The following is a 16,543-nucleotide window of genomic DNA, read 5'->3' as shown; positions in this document are numbered from 1 at the left end:
TAACAGATTCGATCTGTCACTCAGTCTTTTTTTGCACTTCTTTTTTATTTGATTAGCTCGAATGCGTATTCTGCCGCATCTCGGCTGTTCGCTCCAATATATAAATTGAATTTACCAGCGTCACTTTCATGGGACAAATCAGAATGATAGTAGCGTAATTGCTCTTCCGTTAAAGTGAATGCAACTTCCTTCGTTTCACCAGGCTCTAACCAGATCTTCTTGAACCCTTTCAATTCTCGAAGCGGACGTACGACTTCCCCGGTTATATCACGTACATAAAGCTGTACCACTTCATCACCTGCAACCTCACCTGTGTTCGTCACATTAACGGTAAGATGAAGGGGTTGCTCAGGCTTTATGACGGAACTCGATAACGTCACGTCACTGTAAGAGAACGTCGTGTAGCTAAGACCGAATCCGAATGGAAACAATGGTTCATTCGGAATATCAAGATATTGGGAGACGAAACGTTCTTGAACGCCTTTCTTCTGTGGGCGTCCCGTATTATACCGATTATAGTAGACAGGTACTTGACCGACGGAATACGGGAAGGACATCGTCAGTCTTCCAGAAGGGTTTGCGTCTCCATAAAGGAGGTCAGCTACAGCGGACCCTGCTTCAGATCCAGGGAACCAGGCTTCTAATACAGCGTCAACTTTATCCACGACACCGTGTAGATCAAGCGGTCGTCCATTGAACAAAACAGCTACCATCGGTTTATTCAGTTTACTCATTTCTTCGACCAATTTAAGCTGTGCCTCTGGCAATCGTATATCAGCACGAGATCCGGCTTCACCACTCATATCTGATTCTTCACCTAAAGCAAGGACGATGACATCGGCATTTTCTGCTGAACGACGTGCCTCATTGATTTGGGATGAAGTCACAGCTGAAATGTCACTGCCTTTTGCACTTGAAAGCTGTCGTGAATCGATTTTTGATTCGAATCCTTCACGTACTTTAACGGCGTCTTCTCTAGAGCCGATCCACGACCATGGACCAAGCAGGTCATCGTGCTCGGCGAACGGCCCGATCAAAGCGACCTTTTGCTCCCTATCCAGAGGAAGTACACCTTCATTTTTCAGAAGAACAGATGATTTCGCGGCAAGCTCTCTTGCTGCTTTACGGTGAGACTCAGAGAACACAATTTCTTTTTCACGTTCTTCATCTGCAGCTCGGTAAGGATTTTCGAACAAACCAAGTTTTTCTTTCAGTTCCAATATTCTCAGGACGGCTTCATCAATCAAGCTTTCACTTATGCTTCCTTCCTCTACTAGTGTCTTGAGATGATGGACGTAACAAGGTGTCATCATTTCAATATCAACACCCGCTTTTAACCCTTTTTGAGCGGCATCCTTTTCATCTTCTGCATATCCGTGATGTATCAATTCCTTGACGGCGCCCCAATCGGAGATCACGACACCGTCAAAGCCCCACTCCTCACGAAGGAGATCACGCATCAATCTTTTGTTTCCGGTAGCAGGAACACCATCGAGAATATTGAATGCCGTCATGACCATCGCACAACCTTCATCCAACGCTGCTTTGTATGCTGGGAGGTAATACTCACGAAGCTGTCTTTCTGACATGTCGACAGTGTTATAATCACGGCCACCTTCTGGAGCGCCGTAAGCAGCAAAGTGCTTTACACATGCAGCAACCCGGTCATTGTCCTTCGTATAATCTTCTCCTTGATACCCTCTTACTAAAGCTTTCGCAAATTCACTGTTCAAGAATGGATCTTCTCCAGTGGATTCCATCACTCGTCCCCAGCGAGGGTCACGGGTTAGGTCAACCATAGGGGAAAAAGTGACATGGACGCCTGATACAGCTGCTTCTTTGGCTGCAATTTCTGCACTTTTTTCCGCCAATTCCAAATCCCATGAACATCCCATGGCTAATGGTACTGGAAAGATGGTCTTATACCCGTGGATGATATCCGACATGAATAATAATGGAATCCCTAAACGATTGTCGTTCAGGTGGGCCTTTTGGATGGATTTGGTCGTCTTTGCACCGGAAGCACCCAGAACCGATCCACTGTTTTGGACGGTGTCTCCGGTAATGCCCATTTCTTCAATTGGACCGGTGATTTGACCTTCTTCGGTTGCCCCTTTATAAAAATGTGTCGCAAGCTGTATCAACTGAGCGATTTTTTCATCCAATGTCATTTCGTTTACAAGAGTTGAAGAATGCTGTTTAATCATCGATTTCCTCCTATCATTCTTTGAAAGCTGATATTTTTCGAAACGTTTCACCAATTCGCCGAAGTGAGATGTAATCCTTCATCGTTATGAGGATTTATGTATGATTCTTTTCCCTCCTTAAGCTTTGGTATTAGAGATACCCCGCATATTAGTGTTATGTTAAATGTTATTATTCTATGTTGAAAGCGGATTCATACTTGATTATAATCAAGTTATTGAAACGTTTCAATAACCTGAAAAGTATGGGGAAGACAACCAAAGGATGGAAAACGCTGGTGTTGTCACGTTTTGTTAGACTATATTTAGAGATAAAAAATTTAAAAAAATTAGAAAAATCAAATTGGGAGGGAGAAAGTGAGATGTTTACGAAGGTTGGTTTATCAATACTTGCAAGTGTGATGGTGCTTTCTACAATGCTCGCAGGTTGCTCGAATGGGTCTGGTGATGATGAGAAAACAATATCAGTCTGGGCAATGGGTGAGGAAGGAAAGAAGCTGAATGAAATAGCGAAGAAATTCGAGGACGAGCACCCAGAGATTAAAGTGGATGTGCAAGCCATTCCTTGGGAGAACGCTCATGATAAATTGCTGACAGCGGTTGCTTCCCAAAAAGGACCAGACGTTGTCCAGTTGGGTACGACCTGGGTATCTGAATTTGCAGATGCAGGTGCGCTTGTGGATCTATCTGAACATGTGAAGGATCATCCGGAATTCGCTAAGGAAAATTATTTCGAAGGTGCGGCGAAAACAATGGAATATGACGGTAAGATCGTCGGGATTCCATGGTATGTTGAAACGAGAGTGCTCTTTTATCGCAAAGACCTTCTAGAACAAGTTGGTTATACAAATGCTCCGTCTACATGGGTCGAGCTGAAGGATGCTTCTCAAAAGCTTGCAGACCGTGGAGATAACTATTATGGATTTGACATTGACCGGAACGATCAGATCATGCCATTCATTTTCGCATGGCAAAATGATTTTGAGTTTGATGAGGAAAAACAGAACTTGAATCTGGACAGTCCTGCCTTCACGGAAGCAATCCAGTATTACACGAGCTTTTTCGAGGAGGGACTCAGTTCGACATCAGAAGGGATCGACATCGTACAAGCATTTAAAGATGGTGTGAAGCCGATGTTCGTCAGTGGACCGTGGATGGTCAATATCCTTAACGAACAGGCACCTGACCTGAAGGATAAATGGTCGATTGCCATCCTTCCGAAAAAGGAGCAAGTCGCATCAAGCATCGGAGGATCAAATTTCTCCATTTTCAGTAGTTCAGAAAAAGTAGAAAAATCGATTGAATTCATTTCATTCATGAACGAGGTTGATACGCAAATCGAGTGGTTTGAAATGTCCAATACATTACCTTCAAGAGTCGAAGCGTGGGAAGAGCCTGAATTGAAGGACAATGAAATGCTAGCCACGTTCGGTGAACAGTTGAAAACGGCTAAATCCACTCCACAAATCGAGAACTGGGAGGTCGTTGGGCAAGAGCTGCTTAACGCGATCGAACAAATTACGGTTGGCGGAGCAGACGTTGAAAAGCAGTTGGAAAAATATCGTTCAGAGGTAAAGGAAGCGAGAGAATAGATTGCGATATAGTTGATCTTAGTTATACACGTTAAGTTAGGTGGGGTTTGATGGGCAGTGGTGTAAAGCGAATCTATCATAAAAGGCATCCATATCTATTTATCGGGCCCGCAGTTCTGATTTTACTTGTCTTCAGCATTGTTCCCATATTCGTCGCCTTCTTCATAAGTTTTACAGACTTGGATTTGAAGGGGCTTGCGAATTGGTCGAACATTTCGTTCATCGGTCTTGAAAACTATCATGAGCTTTTTAGAGATGACGTGTTTCATAAGTCGATATTCAATACCGTTTTTTATGCAGGGATTGGTGTCCCGCTTGTCATCATTTGCTCGTTGAGTATCGCGCTCTTGTTGAATTATGGGTCGAACCTTCTTTTCAAGGTGTTCCGTGGTGTGTATTATATGCCATCGATCACGAATATCATAGCCATTGCGGTTATTTGGGGGTATTTGTACAACACCGAATATGGCTTATTCAATTATCTCCTTTCGTTGTTGGATGCAGACAAAATTCCATGGCTGGAAGAGCCCACCATTGCAAAGCTATCGTTGATCCTTCTGGCAGTCTGGAAAGGGGTCGGCATCAACATGATCATCTTCCTGGCAGCTTTACAAGGTATTCCGAAATCGTATTATGAAGCAGCAAAGATTGATGGTGCGAATCGGTTCCAGATGCTTTTCCGAATTACGATTCCGCTTTTGCGCTATGCGACGTTCTTCGTCACGATTACGACCTTGATCGGGTGGCTGCAATTCTTTGAGGAACCGTTTGTCATGACGCAGGGAGGACCTTTGAATGGAACGATCTCGATGGCCTTGTTCATTTATCAGAAAGGCTTTCAATTCAGTCAATTCGGATACGCAGCGGCAGGCTCCTTTGTCCTGTTCATTTTCATTATTGTTGTAACGCTCGTCCAGTTTAAGATTCGGAAGTCGGATACGGAGTATTGATTAGAGGTGGATTGAATGAAACAGCGTACAGTTTCCATGAAAATTGAAAAAACGATTGTCAGTCTCCTGCTTATCATCGGCGGTATTTTGGTTTCCATTCCGTTTCTTTGGATGGTTGCGAGCGCATTCAAGCCATCGAGCGAAGTGCTTCAATTTCCGCCAACCCTATTTCCGGAGAATCCGACGGTTGAGAACTTTGTCCAATTGTTTGAGCGTTTGAATTTCGCCGTCTATTTAAAGAATACAATCATTATCGTTGTACTATCGTTCGGAGGACTATTGTTGAATGCCATGGCGGGGTATGGATTCGCTAAGTTCAACTTCAAAGGAAGAGAGCCGATTTTCTATCTGGTACTCGCTACGATGATGATTCCAGCTCAAGTAACGATGATTCCGGTTTATCTGATCCTGAATGAGCTCGGACTTACAAACACGATGACAGGTATCGTCCTGCCAGGTTTGGCGGCAGCCTTCAGTATTTTCCTATTCAGGCAATTCATGACGACAATTCCGATGGATTTGATTGAAGCAGCAAGATTGGATGGCGCTGGTGAGTTTTATATTTTCTTCAAGCTCATCATCCCGATTGCAAAGCCCATTTTCGCCGTACAGGGTATACTGACCTTCATCGGTGCATGGAACAGTTTTTTATGGCCGTTGATCATCGCCAATGATGAAAGTCTGTACACGTTGTCTGTCGGTTTATCCTTACTTCAGGGACAATACGCGAGCAACTATGGACTCCAGATGGCTGGGGCTGCATTTATGGTGATTCCAATCATCATCATCTTCTCTTTCTTCCAAAAATATATTGTGGAAGGCTTTACGATGTCGGGACTGAAATAGTGTAGACTCATTCAAATTCTAATCGGAGAATGCTAGGAGGGTATCATGGATAAAAAATGGTGGCATACCTCTACGGTCTATCAAATCTATCCAAGAAGTTTCAAAGACAGCAACGGTGATGGGATCGGAGATATAAAAGGAATCATAGAGAAGCTTGACTATCTCGTAGAACTCGGAATTGATATCATTTGGCTGAGTCCTGTCTATCAATCACCTAATGATGATAATGGGTACGATATCAGTGATTATTACAGCATAATGGACGATTTTGGTACGATGAAAGACATGGAAAATTTGATATCGATTGCGAATAATAAAGGAATCAAAATTATCATGGATCTCGTCATCAACCATACATCGGATGAGCATCCTTGGTTCCAAGAATCAAAGAAATCGAAACATAATCGCTATCGGGACTATTATATATGGCGTGACGGTCGCGGTGCAGAGCCGCCTAGTGATCTCCGTTCTGTTTTCAGCGGACCAGCATGGGAATACGATGAAAACACCGGGCAATATTATTTCCATCTTTTCAGTCGTAAACACCCCGACTTGAATTTGCATAATCCTGAAGTACGTCAAGCGTTATATGAGATGATGAGGTTCTGGTTAAATAAGGGAATCAGCGGGTTCCGGATGGATGTAATCGACCTGATTGGAAAAGAAGTGGATCAAGGCGTTCTCACAGACGGTCCAAACCTCCACCCATATTTGAAGGAAATGTATGATGAAGTGTTAAGCCACTATGATCTGTTGACGGTGGGTGAGACACCATCGGCAACGACTGAAACAGCCAAACTTTACACCCACCCGGATCGCAAAGAATTGGACATGGTCTTTACGTTTCAACATATGTCTTTAGATGAGCAGCCAGGACAAGGGAAATGGGCATTGAAGCCTCTCGATCTCGATCAGCTGAAGACAGTCCTAAGCAAGTGGCAAACCGAACTTCACGGGGCAGGATGGAATAGCCTTTATTGGAATAATCATGATCAGCCACGTATCGTATCCCGCTGGGGAGATGATGGGGACTATCGGGTGAAGTCGGCTAAAATGTTAGCAACACTCTTACATTTGATGCAAGGGACCCCTTATATTTATCAAGGTGAAGAAATCGGGATGACGAATATTTCCTTCGATGACATTAGCGACTACAAGGATATCGAAACGATCAACATTTACAATGAACGAAAAGCTAATGGTGACAGTCATGATGATATCATGGAGTCGATTCTTGCCAAAGGAAGAGATAATGCAAGAACGCCGATTCAATGGAACTCGATGGAACATGGCGGGTTCACGACCGGTGATCCGTGGATTCCCGTCAACGAAAATAAAGAGACGATTAACGTTGAAGCCGCTTTGAAGGATCAAGACTCGATATTCCATCATTATAAAAAGCTGATCCAATTAAGAAAAGAACATGATGTGATTGTTTATGGGAAGTATGAACTCCTCCCTACAGCAGAAGAAATCTTTGCCTATACACGGAAGCTTGATAATGAAGTTGTTCTTTTCATAGGGAACTTCGGAATGGGCAACCCTAAGTTTCAATTACCAGAAGGGTATTCGCTCTCTAATGCGGAATTACTCATTAGTAACTATGATAATGCTCCATCAACGTTGGAAGAATACGAGCTTCGACCTTATGAAGCATTTGCCTATTTATTGAAACGTGAGGTTAATTGACTATGCCGATGATCCAGTGTGATTTCGTATCAGAAGTTTTAAAGGTTTCGACCTCTGTAAATGTCATCCTGCCTCAGCCTGTCGGAGTAAGGAAAGCGGATAATAGAGAGAAACCAGTCTACCCTACACTTTATCTGCTGCATGGATTGTGGGATGATCATACGGTCTGGACCCGTCAGACGTCCATTGAACGATATGTCTCATCCTTGGGCATCGCCGTCGTCATGCCGGCAGTGGGTAGAAGCTTCTACACGGACATGGAGTATGGTCCCGATTATTTTACCTATATAACCGAGGAGCTTCCTGCAATCTGTCAAGAGATGTTCCCTCTCTCAGATAAACGAGAAGACACGTATGTTGCTGGTCTATCGATGGGAGGTTATGGTGCGTTGAAGGCGGCGCTGCGATGCCCCGAAAACTATCGGGCAGCTGCAAGCCTTTCTGGTGCAGTGGATCTACTCGACCGTACCGAGGACCTATATGATGACTTCAGATTGATTTTCGGTGATCGTAAGGTCCAGGACAGTGAAGATGACCTTTTCCATCTTGCACAAGCGTTGGCGGAAGGCGACTCACCAAGACCGTCCATCTACTTGAATTGCGGAACAGAAGATTATCTCGTGGAATCCAACAGGCGATTCCGAAAACACTGTGAAAATATCTCGCTTGATGTAACATATGAAGAATACCCAGGAGCTCACGAGTGGAGCTACTGGGATGAACAAATCCAAAAGGTATTGGAATACTTTTTTAAAGAAAATAGATAAATTCTTAAACAGTAGTGGGATGTGAGTGAATGGCAACGATTAAAGATGTGGCAAAACGTGCTGGGGTGGCAGTATCCACCGCTTCCTATGCATTGAACAACATCAACAAGATCAGTCCAGCAACCAAGAGAAAAGTGATGGAAGCAGCCAAAGAATTAAATTATCAAAAGAATGGAATCGCTTCAGACTTGAAGAGGACAAAGACCAATACGATTGCACTTATATTGAAGGACTTGTCCGGACCCTATTATTCCGAATTGATAAAAGGGGTCCAAACCGTGGCAATGTCTAACGGTTATGATCTTATCGCGTGTAATTCATTAGGTGACACGCGATCTACGGCAATCAAATTCTTGAAGGAAAAACGTGTTGATGGAGTGATTGTCTTAGCGACGAATATAAGCGATGAAACAATCTTGGATTCTGCACGAGAAGAGTTTCCGATCGTCGTATTGGATCGGCACCTTGAGCATGAACTCGTGTTACAGGTTGAGGTTGACAACTGGCAGGGAGCGTATTTGGCGACTGAGCACCTTATTCAAAAAGGTCACAAGGAAATCGCCTATGTAAGCGGACCGAATAATTCGCAAGATAATGAAAAACGGTTCAAAGGATACCAGGATGCATTGGAGAAATACGGGTTGTCGTATTCACCGAAATGGAAGGTTTCAGGTGATTTTACGCGTGAGAGCGGATATAAAGCGACAAAAATGTTGATTGCTCAAAATAACCTGCCGGAAGCCATTTTCTATGGAAATGATGAAATGGCCATTGGTGGCCTTCAAGCTTTTAACGAAAAAGGAATTCAGGTTCCAGAGGATGTTTCAATCGTCGGTTTTGACGACATTCAGCTTTCTGAATTCGTTTCACCACCACTGACGACGATCCGGCAGCCGAAATACGAGGTTGGCGCATTGGCTGTCCATTTGATATTTCAACAGCTGTCAGAAGAAGAAGTCGATCGCTACTATAAATTATCAACAGAATTGGTTGAACGGGAATCCGTATCTGACCGACAAAAAGGCTGACCCTGTCAGTCTTTTTTCTTTTTGTGGAGTTCGAATTGTTCATAACGTCTCTTACTGTCCCCCATTTTCAGTTTTTGGTGATTTTGGGTATTTAAAGAGCCTTTATGAGTGCACCATTATCGGTATTTCATGTTTTCATGCACTCATAGAGCCTTCATGAGTGCACGATTTTTAGTTTTTCACGATTTCATGCACTCATAAATCCGTATCACCCGGAAAAACAAACTACGTTATGCATAACGAAATGTAGAATGAGGAATGTAGAGAAGAAGGAGTGATCGACGATGTCATTTGAAGGAAAGACAGTTATTGTGACTGGTGCTTCTAATGGAATTGGAAGAGGAATTGCAAAAATGTATGCGACGAAAGGGGCAAACGTCGTTCTAGCTGATATAGATGCCGAAAAAGGCCAAGCGTTGGCAGAAGAGCTGGCCGATACAGCAACAGGAGAGGTTCTTTTTATAAAGTCGGATGTGCGTGTAGAAGCAGAGGTGAATCGCTTGATGGGACAAACCTGCCAGCGATTCGGGGGAATCAACATACTCATTAATAATGCTGGAATCGTCATCTTTAAATCACCGTATGAGCTCACAGTTGAGGAATGGGATAATGTGCTTAACACAAACTTAAGAAGTGTATTCCTCTGTTCACGTGAAGCAGCTAAACAGATGCGTCAAAATCAATCGGGAGGATCCATTGTCAACATTGCTTCAACACGTGCTGAGATGTCTGAACCTGATTCGGAAGCTTATGCGGCATCAAAGGGAGGAATCATCTCCATCACTCATGCTTTAGCCCGCTCTTTTTCTGAGGATTGTATTACGGTCAACGCCATTTCCCCAGGCTGGATTGAAACTGGGGATTATGAGAAATTAAGAGATATCGATCATGAGCAGCATTTGTCGAATCGGGTTGGGAAGCCGGAAGATATTGCGCGGGCATGCTTGTATTTGACGGATGAGCAAAACGATTTCGTTACAGGGGCCAATCTAGTCATTGATGGTGGTATGACAAGAAAAATGATCTATGAGCATTAAAAGGATTTGGCGCAGATAATACCTTAAAGGTGACTGACTCGATGTCAGCACCTTTTTTTATATCTGAAAATTTTACTCCGTAATTTTATTCATATCGTGAAGTTTTATTACAAAAATACATATTTTTCTTCGGACAACTATGTTATTATATTTTCAGAAAATTAAGAAACATAAGGAGGAGAAATGATGTTAGGATTTTTACAACGAATCGGTAGGGCACTCATGCTGCCAATTGCCATCATGCCTGCTGCTGCACTGTTATTGCGCCTCGGACAGGATGATCTACTCGGAATTCCATTTGTCGCCGCTGCAGGGGCAGCAATCTTTGAACATCTGCCACTGCTGTTTGCCATCGGTGTTGCCATCGGTCTTTCGAAAGACTCCAACGGTGCCGCAGGCTTAGCGGGTGCGATCGGCTTTTTTGTTTTGACACAGGGAACACAAGCCATTAACGAAGAAATCAATATGGCGTTCCTTGGAGGGATCTTATCAGGCGTTGTTGCAGGATTGTTGTATAATCGCTTTCATGAAATCGAACTGCCGGATTATCTTGCTTTCTTTGGTGGCAGGAGATTCGTACCGATCATAACGGCTACTGTAATGGTAGGGCTTGCTGGTATATTCGGCTTTATTTGGCCGCCAGTACAAGAGGGAATCAACGCAGTCGGTGAGTGGATCATTGATGCCGGTGCGGCTGGAGTCGGAGTATATGGGGTCCTTAACCGTCTTCTCATCCCGATCGGCCTGCATCATGTTATTAACAGTCTCGTTTGGTTCGTATTTGGAGAGTATAACGGCGCAACAGGTGACCTCCATCGTTTCTTTGCAGGGGATCCTGAAGCGGGCATATTCATGGCTGGTTTCTTCCCGATCATGATGTTCGGATTGCCGGCAGCGTGTTTCGCAATGATTGCAGCTGCTAAAAAGGAGCAAAAGAAGGCTGTAACGGGAATGCTCATCGGACTCGCCTTCACTTCGTTCCTGACGGGTATCACAGAACCGATTGAATTCAGCTTCATGTTCTTATCACCGATTTTATATGGGGTCCATGCGTTATTGACGGGAAGCTCGCTTGTTGTCGCCTATTTGTTGGATATTCATCATGGCTTCGGTTTTTCAGCTGGTGCAATCGACTTCTTCTTGAATCTCGGACTTGCCACAAGAGAATGGTTGTTGTTTGGAGTTGGTCTTGGATATGGGGTCATTTACTTTATTGTGTTCTTCTTCCTGATTAAGGCTTTGGACTTGAAAACGCCAGGACGTGAAGACGAGGCTGAGCTGCCGACTGCCACTGATGATCAAGGCACGAATCAAGTCAAAGGAAGCAAATACGATCGAATGGCTGATGGATTCATCCATGGACTTGGTGGAAAATCAAATATCCGTACAGTCGATAGCTGTGCGACGCGTCTTCGATTGACCGTAACTGATATGAACCAAGTTGATGAAAAAGCGTTGAAGCAAAGTGGTGGAAAAGGTGTCATGAAAATAGATCGAACGAATGTCCAGGTCGTTGTCGGAACGAATGTGGAATTCGTTGCCTCTGCCATGAAACGTAGACTGGCTGGAGAAGATTCTACTAATCCTGAACAACAGCAGCCGATCCACTCCTCTGAGCCGACAAACTCCAGCTTTAAAGAAGACAGTTTCCAGGCTCCGATGCACGGTGAAGTTGTTCCGATTGCTGAGGTGGATGATCCGACTTTCTCTGAAAAAATGATGGGAGATGGATTTGCGATTCATCCGACGAGTAACATCGTTTCATCCCCGGTCGATGGTAAAGTGGTCAACGTCTTTCCGACCAAACACGCGATTGGAATCGAATCTGAAGAAGGGTATGAGATCCTGATCCACATCGGACTGGATACTGTCGAACTTAAAGGTGAGGGATTCCGTTCTTTTGTTGATACAGGAGATCGAATCAGTAAAGGGCAGAAGCTAATTGAAATCGACCTGAACTATCTCCAAGAGCATGCTCGTTCCCTCATAACACCTATCGTTTTCACAAACTTGGGTGAAAATGAAAAGGTCGTTCTCCAGAAAACAGGAACAGTACGACAAGGGGATACTGGGATTTTTAAAATCGAATAGCAATTTCATGAAAAAGCGGTCCTAATGGCCGCTTTTTTTGTTTTAGCTAGTATTGTTGATACAGAATATAGAAGCGTAAGACGGCGACTCCAGCGGGAAAAGCAACAGCTGAAGACCCCGCAGAGTGAGGAATTAATGATCTTCGACTAACAAACACCACGTCCTGTGGTGAACGTCGAAGCCACCACATCCTGTGGAAGTGAGGAGGCTGAAGCGTTGCCCGCGGAAAGCGTCCGTCGGAAGCTTTTCAAACTCAACAATATTCTTCAACAGAGTCATTGTTCTAATAGCGTAATAAAATTTCACCCATGAACCAGATTAATGTCACAATATTTCAAAAATAATGAAAACGACCCAATCCAATCGTCCTGATTAAATGCCCAATATCCGTTGTGAGGGACTTAAGTGGTATAGACAACTCGTTTTGAGCTTCGGTACGCTAAACTCAAACCTAATTTTTGTAAGCCCTTACATTAAAAAACGAAAGGAGGTTTCTCTGTTTCTCGTTGTCACCTTCACGGATAAAGGAGGCATTATGAAAAAGAAAACGTTGGCAATCGGATTGGCTGTTATATTGGGAGGGACGAGCATGTTTGCAGATGGTGCTGTGTTCCAAGCAGAAGATGACTCCCAAAATGAGTATGCTGTGAAAAATGGAAAGTACCGTTGGGGAGAACCTGGACACTCCACTCCTGTCCTTCACCCCGGAGCAGCACAAAGTGTTGGCATGAGTGAGGAGCCCTTGGATGAAATTGAGGGAGTCATGGAATCCATGATTGAAAAGGACGTTATGCCTGGTGCGGTAACCTTGGTTGCAAGAAAAGGCACCATCGTCCAACACGAGTCCTACGGTCATGCAGCACGATATGTTGATGATAAGAAGACAGAAATGGAAGACCCGATTGAAATGGAAGAAGATACGATTTTCGATCTGGCATCCATCAGTAAAATTTTCACTACGACCGCCGCGATGAAGCTCTATGAAGAAGGGCGATTTGATCTTGACGATCCAGTTGCTGAACACATTCCGGAATTTGCAGCAAACGGTAAGGAAAGGGTAACGATCAAACAGCTGATGACGCATACGTCAGGGTTTACAGCTTGGATTCCGTTATACAAGAAAGGCAACAGCAGAAAAGAACGCTTGAAGATCGTCTATGATTATCCACTAAAAAATGAGCCGGGTACGACGTATACATACAGCGATTTGAACATGATCACACTCGGAGCATTGGTGGAACGTCTTTCAGGTCAACGTCTTGATCAGTTCGTCAAGGAACATATCACGGATCCTCTTAAGATGGAAAATACGATGTACAATCCACCTGAGTCATTGAAGGATCGGATTGCAGCGACCGAATACCAGCCTTGGACGAATCGAGGACTCGTTTGGGGAGAAGTTCATGATGAAAATGCATGGTCGTTGGGCGGCGTGGCTGGTCACGCAGGTGTTTTTTCAACAGCTATGGATTTGGCTAAGCTGGCACACATGTATGTGAACGAAGGCCGCTACGGTAATAAGCAGATTTTAAAGCCGGAAACGATCAAGCTCCTTGTAGAAAACCAGATTCCATCATTTCCTGGAGATGATCATGGATTAGGCTGGGAAATCAATCAAGGCTGGTTCATGGATGCGTTATCTTCAAGCTCGACTGTCGGGCATACAGGATATACTGGAACCTCGATTGCCGTGGATTTGAAGAACAAAACAATCGCGATCCTTTTAACGAACCGCGTACACCCGACGAGAAATACAGTGTCGACGAATCCGGCAAGACGAGCATTTGCTAGAAAGATTGCAGATGCCATCCCGGTTCCTATGTTTGACAGTGGTCTTGCCTGGTTTTCAGGATATGGAGACAATCTTCAACGGAAACTTACGGCAAAAGTCGATCTGGATCAACCTGCCAATCTTTCATTTCAGACATGGTACAGGATTGAAGAAAATGAAGACTACGGGATCGTGGAAACGTCTCCAGATGGTGAAAATTGGACAGCGATTGCTTCTCCTTTAACGGGTGAAGGGAACTGGATGGAACGAAGCGTCCCTATCTCAGCTGACACGAAGTACATCCGATTTGTCTATGTAACGGATTCATATACGAATGGAAGAGGATGGTATTTGGATAATTTAAGTGTAACCCTTCAGGACGGAACCGATGTCGTCCCTGAATTCTCAGGTGAAGGATGGGAACGAAGAACATATTAGCGTTTTTAACGAAAGCAAGGAGGTCGAAGCAAGATGGAACGGTTAAATAAACGTTTATTGATCCCTATACTGGTGCTTCTGCTCGTCGTAAGTCAGCTTATGTTCGGACAACCTTTCTCAGCAGCGGCTAAAGGTAAAGAGGCGGTCAAAGATTTAATTTTGTATGAAAATGTCCCCCAGGCTACTGAACAAATTACGAACGATACCATCCAGCTTGAAGCACTTCACGTTTACAATGAAGGACACTTCGCCTATACGAGCCAAGGTTTAGAGTGGAAATCAAGCAATGAAGAGGTGGCACATGTATACGAGGATGGTACGGTCCACCTTACAGGAAAAGAGGGACAATCCGTCATCTTCGTCTCTGATGGTACACGGAAGGATCACATAAAAGTCGGTTATAAAAAGGGCGAAGCATATGTGAAAAAACAGACCGGCAAGAGATATGACATCTTGAAGCATGCGATCAGCCAAATGACGATAAAAGAAAAGCTTGGTCAGATGCTCATGCCTGATTTCCGGAAATGGAATGGGGAAGACGTCACTGAAATGAAGCCGGAAATCCTTAGGCTGATTGATGAGTATCATTTAGGCGGCGTCATCTTGTTCCGTGAGAATGTCGTGACAACCGAACAAACTACGAAGCTTGTTCACGAGTATCAACAGGCAACAGACAAGTTCGCCCCTTTACTGACCATCGATCAGGAGGGTGGAATTGTCACGCGTCTTCAATCAGGTACAGATATGCCTGGGAACATGGCGCTTGGAGCAACCCGTTCTCCAGTACTCGCCAAGGATGTTGGAAGAGTCATCGGTGAAGAAATTGATGCATTAGGAATCAACATGAATCTTGCCCCTGTACTTGATGTAAACAATAATCCTGATAATCCGGTTATCGGTGTCCGGTCATTCGGTGAGGATCCAAAGCTTGTTTCTGAACTGGGGGTTTCTTATATAAACGGTCTTCAGGAAGCAGGAGTGGCCGCGACAGCGAAGCACTTCCCAGGACATGGTGATACAGCTGTCGATTCACACCTCGGATTACCTGAAGTGCCGCATGATAAAGAACGATTGAAGCAAGTCGAGTTGTATCCTTTCCAAAAAGCGATGGATGCAGGGATCGATGCTGTCATGACTGCTCATGTCACATTCCCGAAAATCGACGATACGAAGGTCACTTCTAAAAAGGACGGCACAGAGGTCACGCTTCCTGCCACCCTATCGCATAAAGTCCTGACTGGACTGATGAGAGAAGAAATGGGCTTTGACGGTGTCATAATAACGGATGCAATGAATATGGGGGCAATCAAGGATCATTTTGGAACTGTAGATGCTGCCATTCTCGCAGTAAAAGCGGGGACAGATATTGTCCTGATGCCTGTCGGTCTTGAAGATGTGGCAGCCGGGCTATTGGATGCCATTGAAAAAGGTGAGATCACTGAGGAAAGATTAGACCAATCCGTTGAACGGATCCTTACGTTGAAATTCCAAAGAGGTATTATCAAAAAAGAGCAGCCCCTAACCTTGGAAGAGAAAGTCGCACGTGCTATGGAAATTGTAGGTTCTGAAGCCCATAAAGAAGTAGAGAGGCAAGCGGCTGAACAATCCATTACCCTTTTGAAAAATGATGAAGCTCTACCGGTTGATACAGATGAAGGGGATGAGGTTGTTGTGGTTGGGAGGAGTTTCATCCAATCACTTGGAGAAGCGATTTCTCAAATGCATCACAATACAACAGTCATCCATGCGCCTTCCAATTATGAACTAACAGAGGAACAACTGGAAAAGATTAAAGGGGCTGAACACGTCATTGTTGGAACGTATAGTTACAGTGTGTGGACCCGCAGCCCAGAGCATCCCCAAATGAAAATGGTCCAAAAAATTATGGAGATCACAGAGGGAGACGTGGTTGGAATCGGTATACGGAACCCATACGATTTCATGGCTTACCCAGAGGTCGAGGCCTATATAGCACAATATGGTTTCCGTACGGCAAGCTTTGAAGCGACAGCGAAAACGTTGTTCGGAATGAACAAACCTGTTGGTAAACTTCCTGTGACCATTCCTGGTCAAGACGGTGGGATTCTTTATGAATATGGCCATGGATTAACCTTTGAATCTGAATAGGAG

At 44.3% G+C, this 16,543-nt stretch carries 11 protein-coding genes; 10 read left to right on the top strand and 1 reads right to left on the bottom strand.

Going from position 1 to position 16,543, the window contains the following annotated elements; genetic code table 11:
• Positions 1–44: 44 nt before the first annotated feature.
• A complete protein-coding gene (locus V1497_RS15850) occupies positions 45–2,207 on the bottom strand; it encodes a glycoside hydrolase family 3 N-terminal domain-containing protein (RefSeq protein ID WP_349408484.1) in 2,163 nt (720 codons plus the stop codon).
• A gap of 359 nt (positions 2,208–2,566) precedes the next feature.
• Between V1497_RS15850 and V1497_RS15845 the strand changes: the two genes are divergently transcribed.
• The 10 genes from V1497_RS15845 (at position 2,567) to V1497_RS15800 (ending at position 16,540) form a co-directional block, all read left to right on the top strand.
• On the top strand, positions 2,567–3,796 hold the full coding sequence (locus V1497_RS15845; RefSeq protein WP_349408483.1) for a sugar ABC transporter substrate-binding protein: 1,230 nt from the start codon (positions 2,567–2,569) through the stop codon (positions 3,794–3,796).
• A gap of 50 nt (positions 3,797–3,846) precedes the next feature.
• Positions 3,847–4,746 carry a sugar ABC transporter permease gene (locus V1497_RS15840; RefSeq protein WP_349408482.1) on the top strand — a complete coding sequence of 300 codons (900 nt, stop codon included), beginning with the start codon at positions 3,847–3,849 and terminating at the stop codon, positions 4,744–4,746.
• Positions 4,747–4,761: 15 nt separating this feature from the next.
• Positions 4,762–5,592: a carbohydrate ABC transporter permease gene (locus tag V1497_RS15835; RefSeq protein ID WP_349408481.1), complete on the top strand. Its 831-nt coding sequence runs from the start codon at positions 4,762–4,764 to the stop codon at positions 5,590–5,592.
• A gap of 45 nt (positions 5,593–5,637) precedes the next feature.
• Positions 5,638–7,281: an alpha-glucosidase gene (locus V1497_RS15830; protein ID WP_349408480.1), complete on the top strand. Its 1,644-nt coding sequence runs from the start codon at positions 5,638–5,640 to the stop codon at positions 7,279–7,281.
• A gap of 2 nt (positions 7,282–7,283) precedes the next feature.
• Positions 7,284–8,048, top strand: coding sequence for an alpha/beta hydrolase family protein (locus V1497_RS15825; RefSeq protein WP_349408479.1), 765 nt, complete (start codon positions 7,284–7,286; stop codon positions 8,046–8,048).
• Between the two features lie 29 nt (positions 8,049–8,077).
• Entirely contained in the window at positions 8,078–9,076 is a 999-nt protein-coding gene (locus V1497_RS15820) for a LacI family DNA-binding transcriptional regulator (protein ID WP_349408478.1), read from the top strand.
• 284 nt (positions 9,077–9,360) lie between these two features.
• Positions 9,361–10,113 (top strand): glucose 1-dehydrogenase, encoded by a 753-nt coding sequence (locus tag V1497_RS15815; protein WP_349408477.1) that lies wholly within the window; start codon positions 9,361–9,363, stop codon positions 10,111–10,113.
• A 186-nt stretch (positions 10,114–10,299) separates the two neighbouring features.
• Positions 10,300–12,204: an N-acetylglucosamine-specific PTS transporter subunit IIBC gene (gene nagE / locus V1497_RS15810; RefSeq protein WP_349410856.1), complete on the top strand. Its 1,905-nt coding sequence runs from the start codon at positions 10,300–10,302 to the stop codon at positions 12,202–12,204.
• Between the two features lie 535 nt (positions 12,205–12,739).
• Complete coding sequence (locus tag V1497_RS15805) at positions 12,740–14,413, top strand: serine hydrolase (RefSeq protein WP_349408476.1); 1,674 nt, start codon at positions 12,740–12,742, stop codon at positions 14,411–14,413.
• 33 nt (positions 14,414–14,446) lie between these two features.
• Positions 14,447–16,540, top strand: a complete 2,094-nt coding sequence (locus V1497_RS15800; RefSeq protein ID WP_414703575.1) for a glycoside hydrolase family 3 N-terminal domain-containing protein — start codon at positions 14,447–14,449, stop codon at positions 16,538–16,540.
• Positions 16,541–16,543: the final 3 nt, after the last annotated feature.

This window comes from Pseudalkalibacillus sp. SCS-8, assembly GCF_040126055.1.
Taxonomy (GTDB): Bacteria; Bacillota; Bacilli; order Bacillales; family Fictibacillaceae; genus Pseudalkalibacillus; species Pseudalkalibacillus nanhaiensis.
Note: the sequence above shows the minus strand (reverse complement) of the source record. Positions and strands in the feature narration are given on the sequence as shown.

Bases quoted from the DNA above. Each gene is read 5' to 3' on its own strand.
- V1497_RS15850 (WP_349408484.1), bottom strand. From the start codon at position 2,207: ATGATTAAACAGCATTCTTCAACTCTTGTAAACGAAATGACATTGGAT.
- V1497_RS15845 (WP_349408483.1), top strand. From the start codon at position 2,567: ATGTTTACGAAGGTTGGTTTATCAATACTTGCAAGTGTGATGGTGCTT.
- V1497_RS15840 (WP_349408482.1), top strand. From the start codon at position 3,847: ATGGGCAGTGGTGTAAAGCGAATCTATCATAAAAGGCATCCATATCTA.
- V1497_RS15835 (WP_349408481.1), top strand. From the start codon at position 4,762: ATGAAACAGCGTACAGTTTCCATGAAAATTGAAAAAACGATTGTCAGT.
- V1497_RS15830 (WP_349408480.1), top strand. From the start codon at position 5,638: ATGGATAAAAAATGGTGGCATACCTCTACGGTCTATCAAATCTATCCA.
- V1497_RS15825 (WP_349408479.1), top strand. From the start codon at position 7,284: ATGCCGATGATCCAGTGTGATTTCGTATCAGAAGTTTTAAAGGTTTCG.
- V1497_RS15820 (WP_349408478.1), top strand. From the start codon at position 8,078: ATGGCAACGATTAAAGATGTGGCAAAACGTGCTGGGGTGGCAGTATCC.
- V1497_RS15815 (WP_349408477.1), top strand. From the start codon at position 9,361: ATGTCATTTGAAGGAAAGACAGTTATTGTGACTGGTGCTTCTAATGGA.
- nagE (WP_349410856.1), top strand. From the start codon at position 10,300: ATGTTAGGATTTTTACAACGAATCGGTAGGGCACTCATGCTGCCAATT.
- V1497_RS15805 (WP_349408476.1), top strand. From the start codon at position 12,740: ATGAAAAAGAAAACGTTGGCAATCGGATTGGCTGTTATATTGGGAGGG.
- V1497_RS15800 (WP_414703575.1), top strand. From the start codon at position 14,447: ATGGAACGGTTAAATAAACGTTTATTGATCCCTATACTGGTGCTTCTG.